General features: G+C 64.1%; 16 protein-coding genes. 10 read left to right on the top strand and 6 right to left on the bottom strand.

Annotation, left to right across the window (positions count from 1 at the left end):
- Window position 1: 1 nt before the first annotated feature.
- The 3 genes from AC1ROK_RS11505 to AC1ROK_RS11515 all read left to right on the top strand — a co-directional run bounded on the left by AC1ROK_RS11505 (window position 2) and on the right by AC1ROK_RS11515 (window position 2,661).
- Window positions 2–1,051: an alginate lyase family protein gene (locus AC1ROK_RS11505; RefSeq protein WP_492846916.1), complete on the top strand. Its 1,050-nt coding sequence runs from the start codon at window positions 2–4 to the stop codon at window positions 1,049–1,051.
- A gap of 160 nt (window positions 1,052–1,211) precedes the next feature.
- On the top strand, window positions 1,212–1,520 hold the full coding sequence (locus AC1ROK_RS11510) for a hypothetical protein (RefSeq protein ID WP_492846918.1): 309 nt from the start codon (window positions 1,212–1,214) through the stop codon (window positions 1,518–1,520).
- 334 nt (window positions 1,521–1,854) lie between these two features.
- On the top strand, window positions 1,855–2,661 hold the full coding sequence (locus AC1ROK_RS11515) for an outer membrane protein (RefSeq protein ID WP_492846920.1): 807 nt from the start codon (window positions 1,855–1,857) through the stop codon (window positions 2,659–2,661).
- 98 nt (window positions 2,662–2,759) lie between these two features.
- Here AC1ROK_RS11515 and AC1ROK_RS11520 read toward each other — a convergent pair whose 3' ends face one another.
- The gene (locus AC1ROK_RS11520; protein WP_492846922.1) at window positions 2,760–3,686 is read right to left on the bottom strand and encodes an alpha/beta hydrolase family protein; all 927 of its coding nucleotides are present in this window, start codon (window positions 3,684–3,686) and stop codon (window positions 2,760–2,762) included.
- A 386-nt stretch (window positions 3,687–4,072) separates the two neighbouring features.
- Here AC1ROK_RS11520 and AC1ROK_RS11525 point away from each other — a divergent pair, with 386 nt between their 5' ends.
- The gene (locus AC1ROK_RS11525) at window positions 4,073–7,969 is read left to right on the top strand and encodes an autotransporter domain-containing protein (protein ID WP_492846924.1); all 3,897 of its coding nucleotides are present in this window, start codon (window positions 4,073–4,075) and stop codon (window positions 7,967–7,969) included.
- 223 nt (window positions 7,970–8,192) lie between these two features.
- Here the strand turns inward: AC1ROK_RS11525 and AC1ROK_RS11530 are convergent, their stop codons facing one another.
- A complete protein-coding gene (locus tag AC1ROK_RS11530; protein ID WP_492846926.1) occupies window positions 8,193–9,230 on the bottom strand; it encodes a hypothetical protein in 1,038 nt (345 codons plus the stop codon).
- Between the two features lie 173 nt (window positions 9,231–9,403).
- Here AC1ROK_RS11530 and AC1ROK_RS11535 point away from each other — a divergent pair, with 173 nt between their 5' ends.
- Complete coding sequence (locus AC1ROK_RS11535) at window positions 9,404–9,925, top strand: invasion associated locus B family protein (protein WP_492846928.1); 522 nt, start codon at window positions 9,404–9,406, stop codon at window positions 9,923–9,925.
- Window positions 9,926–10,001: 76 nt separating this feature from the next.
- Entirely contained in the window at window positions 10,002–10,721 is a 720-nt protein-coding gene (locus AC1ROK_RS11540) for an invasion associated locus B family protein (RefSeq protein ID WP_492846930.1), read from the top strand.
- A gap of 154 nt (window positions 10,722–10,875) precedes the next feature.
- Here AC1ROK_RS11540 and AC1ROK_RS11545 read toward each other — a convergent pair whose 3' ends face one another.
- Window positions 10,876–11,463 carry a TetR/AcrR family transcriptional regulator gene (locus AC1ROK_RS11545; protein ID WP_492846932.1) on the bottom strand — a complete coding sequence of 196 codons (588 nt, stop codon included), beginning with the start codon at window positions 11,461–11,463 and terminating at the stop codon, window positions 10,876–10,878.
- Between the two features lie 78 nt (window positions 11,464–11,541).
- Here AC1ROK_RS11545 and AC1ROK_RS11550 point away from each other — a divergent pair, with 78 nt between their 5' ends.
- Window positions 11,542–12,960 carry an MFS transporter gene (locus AC1ROK_RS11550; RefSeq protein ID WP_492846934.1) on the top strand — a complete coding sequence of 473 codons (1,419 nt, stop codon included), beginning with the start codon at window positions 11,542–11,544 and terminating at the stop codon, window positions 12,958–12,960.
- A gap of 85 nt (window positions 12,961–13,045) precedes the next feature.
- On the opposite strand, the gene AC1ROK_RS11555 is transcribed toward AC1ROK_RS11550, so the two are convergent.
- From AC1ROK_RS11555 to cysD, 3 genes are all read right to left on the bottom strand, one after another.
- Window positions 13,046–14,575 (bottom strand): peptidoglycan-binding protein, encoded by a 1,530-nt coding sequence (locus AC1ROK_RS11555; RefSeq protein ID WP_492846936.1) that lies wholly within the window; start codon window positions 14,573–14,575, stop codon window positions 13,046–13,048.
- Window positions 14,576–14,803: 228 nt separating this feature from the next.
- Complete coding sequence (gene cysN / locus AC1ROK_RS11560) at window positions 14,804–16,720, bottom strand: sulfate adenylyltransferase subunit CysN (protein ID WP_492846937.1); 1,917 nt, start codon at window positions 16,718–16,720, stop codon at window positions 14,804–14,806.
- Window positions 16,720–17,637 (bottom strand): sulfate adenylyltransferase subunit CysD, encoded by a 918-nt coding sequence (cysD, locus tag AC1ROK_RS11565; protein ID WP_492846939.1) that lies wholly within the window; start codon window positions 17,635–17,637, stop codon window positions 16,720–16,722. The genes cysN and cysD overlap by 1 nt, the downstream gene beginning before the upstream one ends.
- Window positions 17,638–17,834: 197 nt before the next feature.
- Here cysD and AC1ROK_RS11570 point away from each other — a divergent pair, with 197 nt between their 5' ends.
- From AC1ROK_RS11570 to AC1ROK_RS11580, 3 genes are all read left to right on the top strand, one after another.
- Window positions 17,835–19,214 (top strand): cryptochrome/photolyase family protein, encoded by a 1,380-nt coding sequence (locus AC1ROK_RS11570; protein ID WP_492846941.1) that lies wholly within the window; start codon window positions 17,835–17,837, stop codon window positions 19,212–19,214.
- A 169-nt stretch (window positions 19,215–19,383) separates the two neighbouring features.
- Complete coding sequence (locus AC1ROK_RS11575; RefSeq protein WP_492846943.1) at window positions 19,384–20,436, top strand: cysteine synthase A; 1,053 nt, start codon at window positions 19,384–19,386, stop codon at window positions 20,434–20,436.
- Entirely contained in the window at window positions 20,433–21,143 is a 711-nt protein-coding gene (locus AC1ROK_RS11580; RefSeq protein ID WP_492846945.1) for an alanyl-tRNA editing protein, read from the top strand. The genes AC1ROK_RS11575 and AC1ROK_RS11580 overlap by 4 nt, the downstream gene beginning before the upstream one ends.
- Window position 21,144: the final 1 nt, after the last annotated feature.

Genomic DNA, 21,144 nt, shown 5'->3' on the forward strand with positions numbered 1-21,144 from the left:
GATGCGGACTGCGCTTCCACTGATCGCGGCGATGACGCTGGTATTCGGGACAACGGCGCCGCGCGCAGAGGAGAAACCGTTCGCCTGCCCGGCGGTCCCTGCCCCGGTGGTCGCGCTCAATTTCGGCAGCCGCTACACCGATGACAGCAAGACCCGCTCGGATATCGACGAGGTCTCGAATGCCGAAGTCGATCGCGCCCTGCAGCCGGTCGAGAAGTTCATCGGTGAACTGATGAAGATGGCCAACACGGCGCTGATGGACGGCGACACGGCCCGCGGCGGATGTGTGCTCGACTGGCTCGACCAATGGGCGGCGGCCGGCGCGCTCACTGAACTCGAGACGCTGAACGTCAAGCTCGCCATCCCGGCCCGCTATGCGGGGCTGGCGATAGCCCTGCTACAGGCAGAGACCGCCGGCCCCCTCGATCCGGCCAAGCGCGCGCGCGTCGTCGCCTGGCTCACCGATGTGGCCAGCGCGATGGAGCAGTTCTTCGACAATGACGCCCCAAAGAACGCCAAGCGGGCGAACCTGCGTGCCTGGGCCGGGCTCGCGGCCGCGGCGATCGGGCGGCTGAATGGCGACAGCGCAATGCTGGACTGGGCCAAGGGCAGCTTCGAGCTCGTTACCTGCCAGGCTTCGCCGGATGGCAGCCTGCCGCTGGAGATGAACCGGGCCGACAAGGCGCTGAACTATCAGCTCCACGCCACCGCGCCGCTGATCGTTACGGCGGACCTGTTGAAGGCGACGGGCTATGACGGCTATGCGGCCTGCGATGGCAAGCTCAGCACCATCGCCGCGTTCAGCCTCCGAGCCATCGAGGACCCCTCGATCGTCCAGAAGATCAACGGCAAGGAGCAGACGTTCCAGACCGGCAAACAGGCGCTCGAGCCCTTCATGCTCGCCTGGGTGGAGCCGCTGCTGCGCCACGCCCCCGATCCGGCAACCGACGCGTTCGTCGCCCCGCTGCGCCCGCTGGCGCACGCCAAGCTCGGCGGCAACCTCACCCGGCTGGGTGATTGGGTTGCACGTTTGCCGGCATCAACTAGTTAACCCTTCCGTCCGAATGACGGCGCCGCCTGCCCAATATGTGGCGGGCGGCGCTTTTCATCGTGGGTTCAGGTAGGTACCGTTAGAGCGCGGTAGAAAACTGCGCTTAAAGCTCTGTTGCTTGGCCCACAGCGCGCTTTCCGAATGAAAGCGAAATTGTACTTTGTCCAAGAAGCGTTCCTTAAAAGATTCTGCAGTAGGCCCGCGCCCGAACAGTCGGGGGCTCGTCCGACTTCGCCGCTCCCTTTCAGAAAGTGTGGCCGTGGTCTCTGCAACCGGTGTTGATGCACCCGCCGATCTGGGCGCACGTTTTTCATCCGTCCTCGCCAATCTCGACGGCCGCCAGGTCAGCGCAGATGTGCTGTTTGAGACGCTCAAGCTCGAGGCGCTGGACTGGGGCATCGACAATGACGTCGAAACCTCCCTCGTTGCGCTCGAGGAGAAGCCGGTCACGGCGGGCGACGAGCGCTAAGTCGTTCCGCAGCCACTGCTTCGCGCCGCGCCCCCGCGCGGTGGGCCCGTGCACTGCCCAAAATGCGTCATAAATTTGGCAACACCCGCGCTACGACGCAGGTTATTGCAAGTTCACATTGTTCGAAACCGTACAATCGCCACCGCGATCGCTCGATTCTCGCTGAGCTTACAGCAACATATCACGATCGGCGCCATTCCGCACAATTGTCGCCTGTTTGTCGAAAATGCAACAACAGTCGGCATTTGCTGTCTCGTTAAGGACTCCAGCGACGAGTCCACCTAAACTCTTCAATGCATGGGGCGTCTTGCGCTCTATTATTGGAGGATTGACTATGCGGACGAGACTTCTAGCTCTCGGTGCAACCTGCGTTTTTGCCACCGGCGCGGTTGCGGCCGATCTCCCAATCATCGAGCCGATCTATTCTACCCCGCTCTATGACTGGAACGGGTTCTACGCGGGCATCAACGCGGGCTATGGCGGCGGGGTGTTCAAGCATCCGTTCCAGATCATCGGGCCGGAGCCCGAGGAGGAGATCGAGCCTGCCCTGGTTCCTCCGGGGCCTGGCGAGGTCATCTTCGCCACTGGCTCGGCCGACGTGACGGCCGGCGGCTTCGTCGGCGGCATCCAGGCCGGCTACAACTGGCAGTGGAGCGAGAACGTCCTGCTCGGCATCGAAGCCGACATCCAGGGCTCGTCCATCGACGGCCGCGTCTCGCTCAACATCACCGATGAAACCGGAGTGTTCCTGCCGGAGGGCGAATCCGCCGACTTCGACCTCGGCACCCGCCTCGACTGGTTCGCCACGCTACGACCGCGCATCGGCTGGGTGAACGACCGCTTCGTGGTCTACGCCACCGGCGGTCTCGCCTGGGCCCAGACGACATCGTCGATCAGCGGCACCATCGTGGGACAGACCGTCATCGACGAGTCGATCACCAACGATCGCTTCGGCTGGACCATCGGCGCCGGCATCGAGTACGCGCTGACCGACAACATCACCTTCAAGACCGAGTATCTCTACACCGACCTCGGCAGCGAACAGATCATCGACGCCGACTTCGGCGACGGCTTCAATTTCTCGGCCGACAGCGAAGTGGCGTTCCACGTCGTTCGCGCCGGGCTCAACTTCCAGTTCTGAGACGCGAGCCAACTGCCCCTCGGTTATCCGGCCGAGGGGTCTTTTTTTGCCTACGCGCCGCTGTGCGTTGCTCGCGGGTCCGACGCCTCGGCTCTGCTTCAGTTCTGCCGCTTCTTGCGCACAACGCGATCGAGAAACGCCTCGAGCAGTGGCTTCCACGTCGCCTCCCGGCCGGCCGTCGAGATCAGTGCGTGCCCATCACCGCGCACCGCCGGAAGCAGGTGATACTCCGCGTCGCCGCCGGCGGTGCTGAAGGCATCGGCCATCCGGCGCGATAACTCGGGCGCGAAGTAGGTGTCGTTCTCCGCATAGAGCCAGAGCGTCGGAATTCGGGCCGCCCGTCCGTAGGCAGCGGCTGCGGCGACCAGCTCGTCGGGCGCGCAATTGTTGTACGCCTTATTGCGGTCGCGGCCGCCGCGCCCCCCGGAAAAGTCGACGACCGCAGCAACCCCGGCCGGGTTGCGGCTCGCCAGGGCCAGTGCAGCCCAACCGCCAGCCGAGTTTCCGATGACCACAATACCGCCGGGCTCGACGAAATTCTGTGCCCGCATGAAGTCTATCGCGCTCTCTATACTATTGGCGGCAGCAAATCCGGCGCGCCTGAAGTCCGGATTACCGCAAGCCCCCTGCCCCTCGAGGTACCGTCCACCAGTAATGCCGTGCCCGGGGCGCTGCGGCAGCAACACGGCATAGCCACGCGCCACCAGCCAGGCCGTGAGCGCCGGGAAGGACGGCAGCGCCACCCTGGCCCGGCGTGACCGGTCCTCGTCCGAGCCATGGTTGATCACCGCCAGCGGAAACGGTCCGTCGCCCGGCGGCCTGTAGAGGGTGGAGTGCATCAGCACCCCCTTGAGCGGTGACGGCACCAGCCACAGCTGCTCGCGCTGCGGTCCGCCTTCCGGGCCGGCCGGGCCGGCACGAAGGTTTCCGGCTGCTTGGCTAGGCAGCGGGCTCCAAACCGGTAGAGCGACCGTGAGTATCGCGACCACCAGGATGGAAACTATCACTCGATGGATGCCTGGCATACCGCCCTCCGCCGCCCACGGCCACTCTGGCACCGTCTCGCCGCCGTGGCGACGATGGCGAGGCGCCACCGCGTCAATTTCGTGACGATCGAGTCGTCCAACAGACGATCTTGATTCGCCTAGAGTCGATCTCATGCGAACAACCGACGTGATGCAGATGAACTACATCTCCCTACATGATAACGCTATCCATCGTCTTGGCCGCCCTGCAGTTGTGGCTCACCTGCAACACCATGAAGACTCCAGATGGAGTCCTTGAACGAGTTGTTAGACTCTCCTTGCTGTAATCGCGGAGTCCACCTAAGCATTTCGCTATCGCGTGGTAATCGGCCACAGGCGCCCAAAAGACGTTTGGCGCCGTCGGCACCAGAAGGACGGGGGACTGCATGTCGTTTATGGCAAGGCGCAAGACAACGAAGGGTGCTCGCGGGGCGGCGCGGCGCGAATTCAAGGTAATTCACGCACCGCGGACAAAGCGCTCATGGCTTCTGGGCAGTACTGCACTGATGGCAGGCGCGATGGGCGGGGCGCTGTTCGGCATTACTCCGGCATTCGCCGCGGCCTGCAACGCCAACCCGAGCACGTATTACACCTGCGCCGGTCCGGAAAACACCAACACGATTACTCTCTTGCCGAATGGCACGTTCCAGGTGGACCTCGGGCCGAACCCAAACAACAACCCGTTCGTTCTGGACATAAGCGACCCCGGCGCCGCCCTCACCATCGACGCGGACGGCTACTCGACCGAGAACGACGGAATTCGCCTGTATCCCAACTCTTCCATCAACAATGACGACGGCGACGGCGTTGCCATCCTGAACCCTGGATCAGAGGACGGCCCGGTGGTGTTCCGGATTGAAAGTTGGGACGATCCCAACCTAAATCCGGCCAGCATTATTGGCGGCACGAACGGCATCTACGTCGGCAACACCTACAGCAACGATGGCCACATTCGTATCGAGAATAACGGGCACGTTGAGGGGTTGGACGGGGCCGCGATCGAGGCCACCGGCGGCAACGAGGACGGCAGCCTCATCTTCGAACTGCAGAACCACAGCTATATGTCGTCGATCGGTGCCGTTGACGGCGTCTACGTTCACGACGACATCATCTGGACGGAGATCAGCAACGGCAACGGCCTGATCGCTGGCTTGACCAGGGACGGCGTCCGCATCGTCAACGTCGACAACGACACTGACCGCAACGCTGTCCAGATCAACAACAACAGCGCTGGTGTCATCGCCGGCTACGGCAATGGTGTTTACGTCTATGACGTCTATGGCGTCGACGACGGCAACGGTAACGTCCAGATCAACAATGACGCGTACTACGACTGGATGGGAACTGACGAAGATCCGACCGACGACGTGCTTCAGCGCGGTGGCCTGATCGTCGGCGTCAACGAGGACGGCGTCTACGTCTCCGACATCGGCGGCAACTTGCGCATCAACAACGGCGGCACGCTGGGCGATGCATTCGACCTAAGTGTCCTCGATCCCCAAGTGTCGAACAACGAGGATGGCTTGCTCGACACCGGCACCCTGTTCGGCGATATCGACGCGGGGATGGGTATCTGGGGCCAGCACCGCGGCGTCAACGTCTACGACGTTGGCGGGATGGTCGAAATCAACAATGGTAGCTACACGGACGACTTCGACCGGCCCATTCAAAACGGTGGCCTGATCGTCGGCGTCAATGACGATGCGGTTCACATTAGCGGCGTCGAAGGCGTCTATGGCGAAAATGGGGACGACAGCTGGTACCAAGCAGTCAACCTCGGAAACCAGGACGGCCTGATGTGGGGCGGCGATGACGGCGCCTACATCCGCGACGCCGACGGCAACGTGGACGTCAACAATGAAGGCGGAACGATCTTCGGCATCGAGGACGGCCTGCAGGTGGATGATACCTGGCGCGGCAACGTGTTCGTGGGCAATGCCGATGGCCGGATCCAGGGTTTCTATGGCGATGGCATCAAGATGGAAGATGTCAACTCGTGGGATGAGTATGGCGGTCGGGTCGGTATCGCCAACGGCGATTTCGACGGTAACCCGGACCCGCTGAGCGAGGACGGCTACAACCCGAACTGGGGTCTGGACGGCGGCCTGATCTGGGGTGCCGACAACGGTATCGACATCACCAACGCTGACCAGGTGTGGATCGGCAACGGTCTCGGCGGCATGATCGTCGGCGATGGTGACTGGCAGCAGCCGGTGATCAACCTTGAAACCTCAAACGACGACAATGGCGGCGCGGACGTCATCAACCTCGGCTTGATGACCAGCGACAATATCCCCTACTTCGAGCGCAACTGGACTGCGCCCGACGCAATCGACGTACCGGCCTTGCCGCTCGACGAGGAGGCCGTTGCTAGCCTCCTGCAGGACTATGACGATATCGGCAGCTTCGTCTGGAATGGCGGCCAGGTCGGGCTCGTCGATAATCTCTCGAGCTACGCCGATGCGGCGTCCGACATGCTGATGTGGACCCGCGGTGGAGCGACATACGTTGAGAACCACGGCGTGATGGTAGGTCGCGTCAACATGGACGGGCACAATGGTGACGATTGGCCGGATGTGCGAGGCAACGGCATCAAGAATTTCGGTACCTGGCTGGTCACGGATAACGGCGAGTGGGGCACCGAGATGCACGGCAGCTCCAACGATGAGATTCAGAACGCTGGCCTGATCCAGACGGCGTTCGGCTGGGACACCTACGAGACGGCCAACTTTGGTGGGGTCAACACCTTCCTCAACGGTGGCTACTACGACGAAGGCTTCCACGCCGAGGCCGGTCTGCTCAGCATGATCGACGACGGGACGGGCGACTACACCTGGATCGATCACAACTTCCGTGGTGCCGAGGATGGCAGCCTGACCAGCTTTGTCGGTCTCGATGTGAACTTCGGCCCTGAGACAGTCGCGATCGACATTGGCGATCCGTCGACCTGGCGGGCCGACTTCCTTGAGATCGAAGACGAGATCGAGGGTAGTACCGGCCTGATCATCAACAAGGTTGGTTCGGAAGGGACTGACCTTCTGGGTGACAAGATCTATGTGGCCTATGCGTCGTGGGACAATAATCCCGAAGACATGATGTGCTTTGAGGTGGCCTGCGTTGAGGGCGACACGATGTACATCGACTCCGCGTCGGAGGGGTACATCAGTGTCGACGGCGTCGGCGCCATCCAGGACGGCTTCTACGCCTGGTACCTCTACGAGGAAGGCGAGGCCCCCGACCCGTACTTCGTGCTCGAGAGCGGCTGGGCGCCGCAGGCGGCGCAGTTGCCGACCCTGATCACGGCCGCTCAGAACATCTGGCACGATACGGCAGGCGTGGTTGCCGACCACGTCTACGGCAATCACTTCCCGCTTTCGGGCAGTGGTGGCGCCGGTGCCGATCTCCCTGTGGGCGAACTGCCGGTTGCTCCGAATGCTGCTCCGGGTGCGGCGGTCTGGGCCAAGGTCACGGGCAATTGGACCGACCAGAACACCGAGGTCACCCAGGACATCCCGCCCGGCGCTCCGGTCACCATCGACACCAGCTTCGTGCAGAACACCTTCTCCATCCTCGGCGGCGCCGACTTCCAGCCGATGGGCGGTGGGGAGGACGGCCTGCGGGCTGGCGTGTTCGGCGGCTATGTCGGCTCGAACCTCGATTTCGACAGCTACGGAGCGGCCGCGGACTATAGCGGTGGCGTGATCGGTGCCTATGCTGCCTTCACCAGCGGCGGCTTCTATGCCGACGCCGAGGTCAAGGCCGACCTGCTCAACGTAACCTACACCGCGCCGATCAGCCCGGGCTTCGAAGTCTCGGGGGCCTCCACCAGCGTGGGTATCCTTGCCAACACGGGCTATCGCATGGAGCTCGGTGACAGCGCCTTCTTCGAGCCGATCGCGTCCGTAGCGTTCGTCTCTACCCAGCTCGACGGTTTCGACGCCGGTGGCGCCTCGGTCGAGTTCAGCAACGGGACGAGCCTGCAGGGCGGCATCGGTGCCCGTGCCGGCGTGACGCTCGGAACCCCGGGCGACACCACCACCGAAGTCTCGGTGATGGGCAAGATCTGGAACGAGTTCGAGGACGCGAACCAGATCACCATCAGCGACGGCATCAACAGCACCACCTTCAGCGACGGCATCAGCGGTGTCTTCGGGGAACTCAGTGGCACTGCTACCGTCTACAGCGCCGACCGGAGCTTCTCGGCCTTCGGCTCAGCGGGTGTGAAGTTCAACGAGGACTTCACCTCGGTGGATGCCAAGGCCGGGATACGCAAGGGTTTCTAAGACTAGCCTCCAAAGCTAGAAGGGCCGGTCCTTGGACCGGCCCTTTCTTTTTCGGGAGATGCATGTCGTCCTGCCTTGTTGGCTCGCATAGGAGAAGAGCCGACGAGGGAGCGACAGGACGGCCCCGGAACCGGCGAGCAAGCCACACCTATCCTGTGCGATAGCACCAGCCGGGCGATGGGGCTCCCCTGATAGCCTCAGACGAGTCTCGACAGTGAGCCGGCTAAATCGCTTCGCGGCGCGCCACATCGGCGAGCACATGCGCCGCTGTGCCGAAGGCGTCCAGGTGCCAGCGTCGTTGCTCCTCGAATTCGGCCCCGTCCATAGCGCGTATCGGCGCCTGAAAGTCCGAGGAAAAGTGCCAGGTGTTCCCGCCGGGGTTAAGCTCGAGGATGTAGGGCAATCCGGTTATTGCATCGCGAACGACGTCGCAGCCCTGTAGCGGAGCTTCGGGAACGGCCCGATAGGCGGCGCGCGCCAGTGCCGCGATATCGGCGTGGAACACGAAGCTCTTACGCTTCTCTTCCTGCGACAAGCTCTGAGTGGCGATGACTTCCGTCTCGATCCGCTCATCGGCAGCGTCGAGGCCAACCCGGTTGTGCCTGCTCTCGACATGCTGAAAGTACAGCGGCTCGCCGAACAGCGTGAGAACCCGGTAAACCCCTACACGCGGGCCAGTGTCGATGTACTTCTGCACGATCATCGGCCCTCTGCGGCCCGGATGATCGTCCGGATAGTCCTCGGGGCGGATGTAGCGAACGCGCTCGGTGCGCATCAGCTGAATGCCGGCACCATGCGATGAACTGCCAATATCGGTCGGCTTCACCACGACGAACTCGCCCCAAAGGCCCGGGTCAAGCCTGGTGTCGGGCTGTAGCATGGTGGTTGGTGGTACCCGCACCCCCGCCCGGTCGAGGCGATGCAACTGCTCGAATTTGTGGATCGGGCGGCCGTGATAGACTTTGCCTCGCTCCGGCATGAACTTGCCGAGCGGCCCGGCAGAGAACACCAGACTGGGAAGTGTCGCAGCCTGTTTCTGAAGCCGGGGGTCGGGACGATCGGCACGGACGATGACGACGCCGGTTGTCGGATCGATGCGGCGCACCATCTGCGCAATCTCGTACCAGTCACTCAGAGCCTGCCAACCCGGCTGGTGCACGATCACCAGATGACGCTGCAGCGCTGGTTGCAAAGATCTCGCCGTCGCGACGACCGACGCTGCAGCAGGTTCTGTCGCCGGCTTGTTCTTCGATCGTACCATGTTCGCGCGCTGCCAGTTGTCGGCGCACGATACGGCAAAATTCGCGGATAGAAAAGTCGCTGATTACAGTATATCTCAAAGACTTAGACGACGTTTTGGTAATACCGGACTTGCGCTTTCATCGTCATTCTGTACATCCTGCGTGCCAGGGGCGTGGAAACGAGGGAACGCAGATGGGACTGCGCAGTTTTCTGTATATCGTGGCCGTCGGAATGAGTTTTGCTGCGGCTCCGGCCTCGGCGCAGGAGCCGGTTCTCGGTGGCGAGGCCGATACGGCACCGGCGCCGACCGCGCAGTGGAGCGGTCGCTGCGTTTCCGATGCCCGCGCGTCGGGCGCCGATTGCACGATGATCGTGCGCGCCTTCGTTGGCAGCAACCGCCAGGTGGTGGGCACCGCTTCGTTGCGCTTTCCGCCCGACGGAGCCGCGCCCAGCCTGCAGGTTTCAGTGCCGCTGGGCATCTATCTGGGGGCGGGGATCGGGTTCAACATCGACGGAGCAGCGTCGCAGCAACTGGAACTGCAAACCTGCGACCGTAGCGGCTGCTATGGCAGCGGCGCAGTTTCACCCGAGACGCTCACCGCGATGCAAAACGGGCAGAAGCTCAACATCGTGTTCCAGAGCATGAGCAAGCAGTCAGTGACCCTGGAGATGTCACTGGTCGGGTTCACAGCGGTCTATGAGAAGCTGAAGTGATGCGGCCCATAACTGCCGGGCGCGAACGCAATGGCGCGGGGCGACGCGCGACCTGAAGGCGAAGGACCGGTTGCCAATGCCGCGGTTATCGCGAGTCGAGCCACAGTTCGAGGACGATCCGGACAGCGAGGAACTTCCGCGCCGCCATGTGATCGACAATCACCCGCCACGTCGAAAACGCCCTTGGCTTGCATGGCTCCTCTCGATCACCTTTGCCTTGGTGCTCGTCGTCGGGGCCGCCGTTGGCTACCTCCTGTGGAGGCAATCGCTTCCAACTGTTGCGGCTGTAGACGCCACTCCGGCCACGGCGACTGACCCGACGCCCTCAGCTAGCCCGCCGACTGCGCAGGGCACCGCTCCTGTTGCCGCGAGCCCTAAGGTCGAGCAGATCAAGGACTGGTTCGTGATCTGTCCGGCCGATGCCGGGACTGCCTGCTACATGGAGCAGCAGCTTTCCGCCAAAGAGTCCAAAGGGATAGTGTTCGCGTGGACGGTGTGGCGTGATGCCGAGGGCGTCGTCCATGCCACCTGGCGCACGCCCGCCGATGTCGCAACCGATCGCGGCCTGACCCTCGATATCGGAGACGGCAAGCTTCGGACCGTGCCATTCGCCCAATGCGGCGCCGGCAAGTGCGTCGTTCAAGCGATCCTTGCGCCGGATTACCTGAGCAAGCTCGATACTGCGGCGAAGATCTCCGCCATCGTCGTCCCCACCACAACCGGCAAGCCGGTGAGGTTTGTGTTGAGTTCCAATGGCTTCACTGAAGCTCTGGAGCGGCTTAGCACGACCAGATAGTCGGCCATTGCCACCGGCCGCACGGCCCAGCCGCCTGCGCTGGTCACGTAGCAGCCGCCACCGTCGGCCTTGATGGCGGCCAGTGGTGGTTGAGGAAACCGCATCCGGCAAGGCCTGAGCCAAAGCGCGGCCCGCACTCCGGTCAGTTCGACCGTCAGCGCGGTGGACTGAGCAGCGCAGTCACGGTGTCGGGAATGATCTCGGCCGCCGTCGTCTCGGTCAGGCGACCGGCCCGAACCTCGGTCGCCCCGGCGTGCAGGATCGTGTGGAAACAGGCGGTCAGCCACTCGATCGGCTGATCGGTGCGAAAACTCCCCTCTGCCTGCCCCCTTGCGATCAACGCGGCGACGCGGGCCATCGGCTGATGGTGATGGCTGCGGATGCGTTCGGACGACAGAGCCGCCTCCGCGGCTCCCAGCAGCGCATGCGATGCCGCCACGATACGCCACGAACTGCGGACGAGCCGCCGCATCGCCCGTCGGGCGTCGCCGTCGAGATCGACCGCCGACAACTCCGCCTCGGCCTTGGCCATCGTGCGCTCGAACACCGCGTCGATCAGTTCCTCGCGCGAGGAAAAGTGTCCGTAGAGCGTCACCCTGCCAACGCCGGCCGCCTGGGCGATCTCGGCCATGCTCGCGGAGGGGTTGAGCGCAAGACACGCCAACGTCGCATCCATGATCGCGTCTCGGTTGCGCAGCGCATCAGAGCGCCTGGCGCGTTCACCGTCGGTCGTCGGCATCATCAGCCCTTTACTAACTCAAACACAGATGTATATGTTCAATCGCCAACTCAAACATACATGTTCATGTTAGGAACGTCCATGAACCATCACCCATCCGCCCAAGCCCACCACCCCGCCGCACCCGAAGACGCCCCCGTGCCCGGCCGCTGGTTCGCCTTGGCTTTGCTCTGCCTCGCCCAGTTCATGCTGATTCTCGATATCACCGTCATCAATGTCGCACTGCCCGATCTCAGCCGCGATATCGGCCTTTCTGCAACTTCCGCCGCCTGGACCATCGCCGCTTATGCCATCCCGTTCGCCGGGCTGATGCTGCTGGGCGGTCGATCTGCGGACCTCCTCGGCTCGCGGCGCATCTTCATGGCTGGCCTGGTCGTTTTCACCCTTGCCTCCTTCGCTGCGGGCTTCGCCACCGACGCGACCATGCTGCTCGCCGCCCGCGCGGCTCAGGGTGTCGGCGCTGCCTTCCTGTCACCCTCCGCACTCTCGATTGTGACCCGCCTGTTCACCGGCCACTCGCGACATCGCGCCCTTGCGGTCTGGGGCGCCATCGGCGGCTCCGGCGCTGCGGTTGGCGTGCTGCTCGGCGGCCTCCTCACGGCCGGTCCGGGCTGGCGCTGGATCTTCTTCGTCAACGTGCCAATCGGCATCCTCGTTGCCGTGGCGGTACCGCTGGTCGTGCCAGCCAGCCGCGGACTTGGCGACGGCAAGTTCGACGTGATCGGCGCGATCCTCGCCACGCTCGGCACCGCGAGTTTCATCATCGGCATCGCCCAGATCGGCTCCGCCGGCAATGGGTTACTGTTCATCGGCGCCGCGGTAATCATCCTTGGCCTCTTTGCAGTGGTCGAGAGCTTCGCCGCCAAGCCCCTGGTTGATCTGCAGCTATTGGCCCGCCGGCCGATCCAGGCCGGAGCGCTGCTAATGCTGGTCGCGACCGGCCTCCTCGTCGGCTCCTTCTTCCTGCTCTCGTTCGCGCTGCAAAGCCGCTTCGGCTGGACCGCCCTCGATACCGGCCTCGGCTTCCTGCCTGTCGCGGTCGCGACCATCATCGGCGCCCACCTTGCTGGCCATGCCGTCGGCCACCTCGGCGGTCGCACCGTCGCCGTTATCGGTCTCTTCGCCGCCGCCGCGTCGTTGGCGTTCGCGACGACCGCACTCGGCTCGCCCATGCTGCTGATCGTCGCGGTGGCGACGACCGCGCTCGGCCTGGGCATGGTGTTCGTCAGCGCGACAACGACAGCGATGGCCCATGCCGGTCCGAACGAAACCGGCGTCGTCTCCGGTCTCGTCAACACGTTCCACGAGTTGGGGGGAGCAATGGGCGCGGCCATCCTCGCTGCGGTCGCGGCGGCCAGCCTTGCCGCCCCGGCGGTTGCCGGCGGCTTTGTTGACGCCCTGACACTTTCGGCCATTGTCGCCGGCGTGACCGCCCTGCTGGCGATCATCGTGGTGCCCGGCGGCAAGCCGGCCCCCGGTGCCCCGCGCTTCGTTCACTAAGTGATCAGTCACGGCAGCCGATTGCACACGCAGTTGCCCCTCGGCCTTTCGGCCGAGAGGCTTGTTCGAACCTTCACCGTCGGCATCAGCTTCCCGCTGCCGTCACGTAACAACCGCCGCCGTCGGCCTTGATGGCGGCGCAGATGGCGTTGGCGCGTTCGAGCGAGGGGGTCGGCAGCTGGACGCGATAGACGTTGCCGGCGGTCTCGACCTCGGGCTTGGCCTCGCCGAACAGCGTGCTCCAGCGGCCCTCGACATAGGCCCGCGACCGCTCGGCCTCGGCTGCGTCGGACTGGCTCGACAGGTGCACGATCGCCGCGCCACTGCTGCCCGGCGCCTCCTGTGGCTGTTCAAGGGCCACTGTGATGTTCAGCGGATCGCCATTCAGGATACCGAATTCGGTCAGTTCAGCCGTGCTGAACACGTACATGTCGTCGGGTGGCGTGCGCAGCATGTGCGAGATGACCTGCTGGTGGACGCCGAATGCCTCGAGCGCATCGAGTACATCGCCCAGCGTGGTCTGCGCCAGCACCAGGTCGGCAACCTCGGCCGAGATCTGGTGCACGCCGAGCTCACCCTCGGCCTGCCGATCGACACCGGCGAAGAAGATATAGGCACAGGCCGAGTAGCAGCCCATGTCGCGCGGCACGAACGTGGTCAGCCCGCGCTTGCGGATCTCGTAGGCCATCTTCAGCGCCGAATCGACCGAGCCGCCCGGGCTGTTGAGCGCCACGACCCGGACCTCCGGCCGGGCCGCCAGCGCGCGATCGAACTCCGCCGGGGTCTGGTCGGTGATATCGGCATTGAGGACGATCAGGTCCGGCTGATCCTCGGGCAGGCTGAAGGCACCGCGCGGCGGTGCACCGCCAGTGCCCGCGGCCTTCTTCAGTTCATCAGGCGGCGGCAGGTTGCCGAGCGGGGTGAAGTGCGAGGCAATGTAGACGGAGGTGACCGCGCCCTCATGGGCGTAGTCCTTGCCCCAGGCGAGCGAGTAGCCGACCGCCTCGCCGGCAGCGCTGACGAACATGGTATAGAACGAATAGTCGCCGATCTGGCCAGAGACGACGAACCGCCCTGCCCCAAAACTGCGATAGGTGACGGTGCGCTCCGGATCGGGGCTGGTCATCACGTCGAACAGCGCCTCGAACGACTGGTCGGCGAGCGAGACATGCATGGTCTCGAGCGAAAACTCGCCATCCTCGCTGACATAGGAGGTTCCGGCGTCGGTCGGGTTGCGGATCGAGAGCAGCCGCAGCGGGATCATCATGGCGACATGCGCCGGTGTGTCGCTGACCAGCTCGATGCCGAACTTGCTGTCCACCTGCCCGGCAAGATCGCGCAGCGAGCGACGTTCGAAATCGGTGAGAACGCCGGTCGTCGCCCTGCCCTGGCTCTTCTGGAACGCGGCAATGGCGTCGAAGGTACCGCGGCCGAACTGGCCGTCGACCAGGTACTGATAGTGGCCGAGCAGGATCAGGTCGGTCTGCGTTGCCGAGCGCTCCTCGTCGCTCAGGCGTTCGAACCAGAGCTTCGAATCATCGAAGGACGCGTACGCGGCAGCGGTCGATGCCCACAGGAGCAGCAGCCACAACAGGAGCCGGAACGCGTTGCGCATGAGATACTAGCCAATCAACCCGACCGGCATTGTCGCATCGATCGGAGGGCGGCGCCAGCCGATGGCGAGGTGTTCACAGGAAGTGTGGTGGTACGATGCGCGCACCAGCATCTCCCCACCGAGTTGGTGGTGAGGTCACGTATTCGAACCGCAACACCCCGCTGCTCGCTTCAATGAAGCGCGAAAACGCTCCGCGTCCTTGGCCTAATCCGCTTTCCCAGGGACGTTCTAGATCGAATAGCCGGTGTCCCACTCGAAGACGCGGGCATAGAGGTCATCGGCCATCTGCACCGGGTCCTGCAGCGCGCCGTGCAGCACGATGTCGGGCTTCTCGGGCGCCTCGTAGGGGCTTGAAATGCCGGTGAAGTTCTTGATCTCGCCGCGGCGCGCCTTGGCGTAGAGGCCCTTGGGATCGCGGGCTTCGCACACCTCGAGCGGGGTGTTGACGAACACCTCGGTGAACTTCACGTCGCCTGCCACTTCGCGCGCCAGGCGGCGTTCGTTGCGGAACGGCGAGATGAACGAGACGATGACGATCAGCCCGGCATCGGCCATCAGCCGTGCCACTTCGGCGACCCGCCGGATGTTTTCGACGCGGGCCTCGTCGGTGAAGCCGAGATCCTTGTTGAGGCCGTGGCGGACATTGTCGCCATCAAGGATGTAGGCGTGCCGGCCTTCGGAGGTGAGGCGCTTCTCGATCAGGTTGGCGACCGTCGACTTGCCGGAGCCCGAGAGGCCGGTGAACCAGACGATCTGCGGCGTCTGGCCCTTCATCTCGGCGCGGACCCTGCGGTTCACGTCGAACGACTGGTAGCTCAGGTTCTTGGCGCGCTGCAGGCCGTACTCGATCACCCCGGCGCCCAGCGTGGCGTTGCTGATGCGGTCGATCAGGATGAAGCTGCCCGAGAGCGGATTGTCGCTGTAGCTGTCGAAGGCAATCGGCTTGTCGGTGGCGATGGTGACGGTGCCGACTTCGTTCAATTCCAGAGTCTTTGCAGCCGATTGCTCGAGCGTGTTGACGTTGGTTCTGAACTTCAGGGCGGTGATCGAGGCCGGCACCTGCTGGGCGCCGAGCTTGAGCAGGTAGGAACGGCCGGGGATGGCCTGCTCGTCGCTCATCCAGACCAGGCGCGCCTGGAACTGGTTGGAGTAATCCGGCGTCTCGCCGGGGTGCACCAGCACGTCGCCGCGCGAGATATCGACCTCTCGATCGAGCACCAGCGTCACCGCCTCGCCGGCAATGGCGCGCTGCTGGTCGCCATCCATGGTGACGATGCGGCCGATCTTGGCGGGTTTGCGGGAGGCGGCGACCAGGATGTCGTCGCCGACCTTCACCTCGCCGGAAGCCAGCGTGCCGGAGAAACCGCGAAAATCGAGGTTCGGGCGGTTCACCCACTGCACCGGGAAGCGGAACGGCTGGGTGACGCGATCGGTCGCGACCTCGATGCTCTCGAGGTACGGCACCAGTTGCGGGCCATTGTACCAGGGCGTCTGCGGGCTGGGGTCAAGGATGTTGTCGCCCTTCAGCGCCGAGAGCGGGATGGCGACAAGCGTCTCGAAGCCAAGATCTTTGGCGAAGGCGCGGTACTCCGCCTCGATGGCGTTGAATACGTCCGCATCGTAGCCGACGAGATCGATCTTGTTGACCGCCAGCACGACGTGCTTCACGCCGATCAGGCTCAGGATGAAGCTGTGGCGGCGGGTTTGTGTCAGCACACCCTTGCGGGCGTCGATCAGCACGATGCCCAGATCGGCGTTCGAGGCGCCGGTCGCCATATTGCGGGTGTACTGCTCGTGGCCGGGCGTATCGGCGACGATGAACTTGCGCTTGTCGGTCGAAAAGAACCGATAAGCGACGTCGATGGTGATGCCCTGCTCGCGCTCGGCGGTGAGCCCATCGACCAGCAGCGAGAAATCGATGCCTTCGTCGCCGGTGGTGCGGTTGCGGCTCTCCTTGCGGAGGCTGGCGAGCTGATCATCGAGGATCAGTTGGCTGTCGTAGAGCAGCCGGCCGATCAGCGTCGACTTGCCGTCGTCCACCGAGCCGCAAGTGAGGAAGCGCAGCAGGCCCTTGTCGGTCTGTCCGGCGAGCCAGAGATCGAGCGCGGTTTCGGCTGAGGGCGCGGTCATGGGTACGCTGGCCATCAGAAGTACCCTTCCTGCTTCTTCTTTTCCATCGAACCGGCCTGGTCGCTGTCGATCAGCCGGCCCTCGCGCTCGGAGGTGCGGGATGCCTGCATTTCCATGATGATCGACGGTAGGTCGGCCGCGTCGGAGCGGATAGCGCCGGTGAGCGGGTAGCAGCCGAGGGTGCGGAAGCGGACCATTTCCTCCTGCGGTTGCTCGCCGGGCTCGAGCCGGTAGCGCTCGTCATCGACCATGATCAGGGTGCCGGCGCGCTCGACCACCGGGCGGGGCCGGGCGAAGTAGAGCGGCGGGATCTCGATGCCCTCGGAATAGATGTAGGTCCAGATGTCGAGTTCGGTCCAGTTCGACAGCGGAAAGACGCGCATGCTCTCACCGGGGGCCAACCGGGTGTTGAAGATGCGCCAGAGCTCGGGGCGCTGGTTCTTGGGATCCCAGGCATGCTGGGCGTTGCGGTGCGAGAAGATGCGCTCCTTGGCGCGGGATTTCTCCTCGTCGCGACGGGCGCCGCCGATTGCCGCATCGTAGCCGCCGGCGTTGAGCGCCTGGCGCAACGCCTGCGTTTTCATGATGTCGGTGTAACGCGACGAGCCGTGGTCGAACGGGTTGACGTTGGCGGCCAGCCCTTCAGGATTGGTGTGAACCAGAAGCTCGAAGCCGTGTTCCCTTGCCATGCGGTCGCGGAACGAGATCATCTCCCTGAACTTCCACGTCGTGTCGATGTGGAGCAGAGGGAACGGGATGCGACTAGGGAAGAAGGCCTTGCGCGCCAGATGCAGCAGCACCGACGAATCCTTGCCGATGGAATACATCATCACCGGGCGCTCGAAGCTTGCCGCAACTTCGCGGAAGATTTCGATGCTCTCGGACTCGAGAGACTTCAGGTGGCTGAGGCCACGCGGGCCGACGGAACTCATTGGCGCTGGGGAACCATGTTTCAACGGCAGTGAAATACGCGCTCACAACAAGGGCGGCAAGCGCCACTAGACTACCAAAAACGTCAACTATTCCGCCCGTTTGCGCGTATCTGGCGTTGTAAAGGTGGAGCTTGTCGCATGATCGTCATGACAAGAACGGCTGCGTCGGGGATACCGAGCAAAGGAAAATCTATTCCATGACCGGAACGGCACTCGTCTGGCTTCGAAACGACCTGCGGATCGTCGACAACCCGGCTTTGCACGCGGCACTGAAGCACGGCCGGGCGCGCGCCATCCACATCGAAGCGACCGATGGCGGGCTGCGGCGGCGCGGCGCTGCGAGCCGGTGGTGGTTGCATAACAGCCTCAACCGGCTGGCGGGGGAGCTGGCGCAGCTGGGCATACCGCTGGATACGGTCGAAGGTGAGGCCGAGACAGAACTTTTCAAGACGATCGGCGCGCATGGCGCCGACGCGGTGTACTGGAACCGTCGTTATGGACCGGCGGAGCGGGAGATCGATGCCGGCATCAAGGCCAGGCTGAAGCGCCAGGGCATCGAAACCGAGAGCTTTGCCGCCAATGTGCTGGTCGAGCCGTTCGAACTGGCGACCGGCAGCGGCAAGCCCTACTCGGTCTATACCCCGTTCTGGAACGCGCTGAAAAAGCGGGACATTGCCAAGCCGCTGCCTCGGCCCCACCACCGCGACGCGATCCAGCCGCAGCGCGTCGACAGCGCCTTTCGCGAGGCGGACTGGGGCCGGAAGCTCGGCAAGCACTGGCAGATCGGCGAGACGGCAGCGCGCCAGCGGCTCGACCGGTTTCTCGACGAGCTGGTGCTCGACTACCCTGAGGATCGCGATATCCCCAGGAAGGCGGCGACGTCGGGACTGTCGGCGCATCTGGCGTTTGGCGAGATCAGCCCACGGCAGGTCTGGCACGCGGCGCAGGCGATAGCCCAGCATGCGCCGGCCAAGGCTTCGGCAATCGACAAGTTCCTCTCCGAACTCGCCTGGCGGGACTTCAACTACAATCAGCTCTATTATCGGGAAGACATCGCCACGGTGCCGATGGTCGGGAAGTATGCGGGGCTCAGATGGCGGCATGACGATGCGGCGCTCGAAGCCTGGCAGCGTGGACGAACCGGCATCCCGATCATCGATGCCGGGATGCGTGAGCTCTGGGAAACCGGGGTGATGCACAACCGGGTGCGGATGCTCACCGCGTCGCTCCTCGCCAAGAACCTGCTGATCGACTGGCGGAGGGGCGAGCAATGGTTCTGGGACACGCTGGTCGACGCCGACCCGGCGAACAACCCCGGCAACTGGCAATGGGTGGCAGGCAGCGGGCTCGATGCCTCGCCCTACTTCCGGATATTCAACCCGGTGACGCAGGGCGAACGGTTCGATCCGACCGGCGACTATGTGCGGCGCTGGGTCCCCGAGGTAGCCGGGTTGCCGGACAAGCTGGTGCACCGCCCGTGGGAGACGCCGGATGCTGCAGCGCTCGATTACCCCGCGCCGATCGTCGACCTGTCCGTTTCGCGCGAGAGGGCCCTGGAGGCGTTCAAGGCGCTCTAGCGCCTCGGTGGGCAAGGTCCGAAATTCCGTCAATCCAGATGACTGCGCGAAATCCTGCCCTTTCTCCCGCGAGCCGGAAAATCCCATACCATTCCGCCGCTTAAGCCTTGGCAGTGGAGAGGCTGCCGCCTAGGTTCAGGCCAACCTCCACAGCCCACCTCCCGGCCCCATGACCAACCACCGCGACGTTATCTCTGCCATCGGCAACACGCCCCTGATCCGGCTCAACCGCGTGTCCGACGCGACGGGTTGCGAGATTTGGGGCAAGGCGGAGTTCCTGAACCCGGGGCAGTCGGTGAAGGATCGCGCCGCGCTGTTCATCATCCGCGACGCCGAGAAGCGCGGGCTGCTGCGGCCGGGCGGGACGATCGTCGAAGGTACCGCCGGCAATACCGGCATCGGGCTTTCGATGGTCGCCAATGCGCTGGGCTACAAATCGGTGATCGTGATCCCCGAGACGCAGAGCCAGGAAAAGAAGGACGCGCTGACGCTGCTCGGCGCCGAACTGATCCAGGTCCCCGCAAAACCCTACAAGAACCCGAACAACTACGTGAAGCTGAGCGGCCGCCTGGCCGAGAAGCTGGCCAAGGAATTGCCTGGCGGGGCGATCTGGGCCAACCAGTTCGACAATACCGCGAACCGCCAGGCCCATATCGAGACCACCGGCCCCGAAATCTGGGAGCAGACCGGCGGCAAGATCGACGGCTTCGTTTCGGCCGTCGGCTCGGGCGGTACGCTCGGCGGCATCTCGATGGCCCTGAAGGCCAGGAACCCGGACATCCAGATCGGCCTCGCCGACCCCGAGGGCGCAGCGCTCTACAGCTACTACACCACCGGCGAGCTCAAGAGTTCGGGCAACTCGATCACCGAGGGGATCGGCCAGGGGCGCATCACCGCGAACCTTAAGGATATCGTGGTGGATCGCGCCTACCAGATCCCCGACAGCGAGGCCCTGCCCTACGTGTTCGACCTGCTCGAGCACGAGGGGCTCTGCCTCGGCGGTTCGTCCGGCATCAACATCGCGGGGGCAGTTCGACTGGCGAGCGACCTTGGGCCGGGCAAAACCATCGTCACCATCCTCGCCGACTATGGCAATCGCTATCAGAGCAAGCTGTTCAACCCCGAGTTCCTGCGTTCAAAGAACCTGCCGGTGCCGCATTGGCTTGAAGAGAGGACGCCCATAGACTGGCAGTCAGTCGTTGAGGCGGAGCCTGTTGCGTGACTGAATTCATCTTTCGAGAGGACAGCTATGTCCGCTCGCTGCCGACGCTGGTCACAGCGATCACCCCCGAGGGCGGGATCGTGCTGGACCGGACGATCTTTTATGCGACGTCGGGCGGTCAGCCGGGCGATACCGGGCGGCTGGAACGGGCCGATGGCAGCTTCGTCAGCCTCGGGGGCACCATCCACCCCGATGGCGACAAGACGGTAATCGTGCACCTGCCGGCTGAGGGCCAGGCACCGCTGGCGGTTGGCGATGAGGTGATCGCGCATCTCGACTGGGAGCGCCGGCACAAGCTGATGCGCATGCACACGGCGCTGCACCTGGTGACCGTGGTCCTCCCCTACCCGATCACCGGTGCTTCGGTGGGCGAGGACAAGGGGCGGGTGGATTTCAACCTGCCCGATGTACCCGACGCTGCCGAGGTCGAGCGGAAGCTCAACGACCTGGTCGAGGCGGCGCTGCCGGTCTCGGCCGAGTGGATCACCGACGCGGCGCTCGAGGCCAATCCCGGACTGATCAAATCGATGAACGTCAAGCCGCCGATGGGCCAGGGCCGGGTACGGTTGGTCCGGATCGGCGACGTCGACCTGCAGCCCTGCGGCGGCACGCATGTCAGGAACACCAGCGAGATCGGCCCGCTGCGGCTCGGCAAGATCGAGAAGAAAGGTGCGATCAACCGCCGGGTGTCGGTGGTTTTCGGGTAGA

The sequence above is a fragment of the Devosia sp. GW821-FHT12F11 genome, from assembly GCF_058806655.1.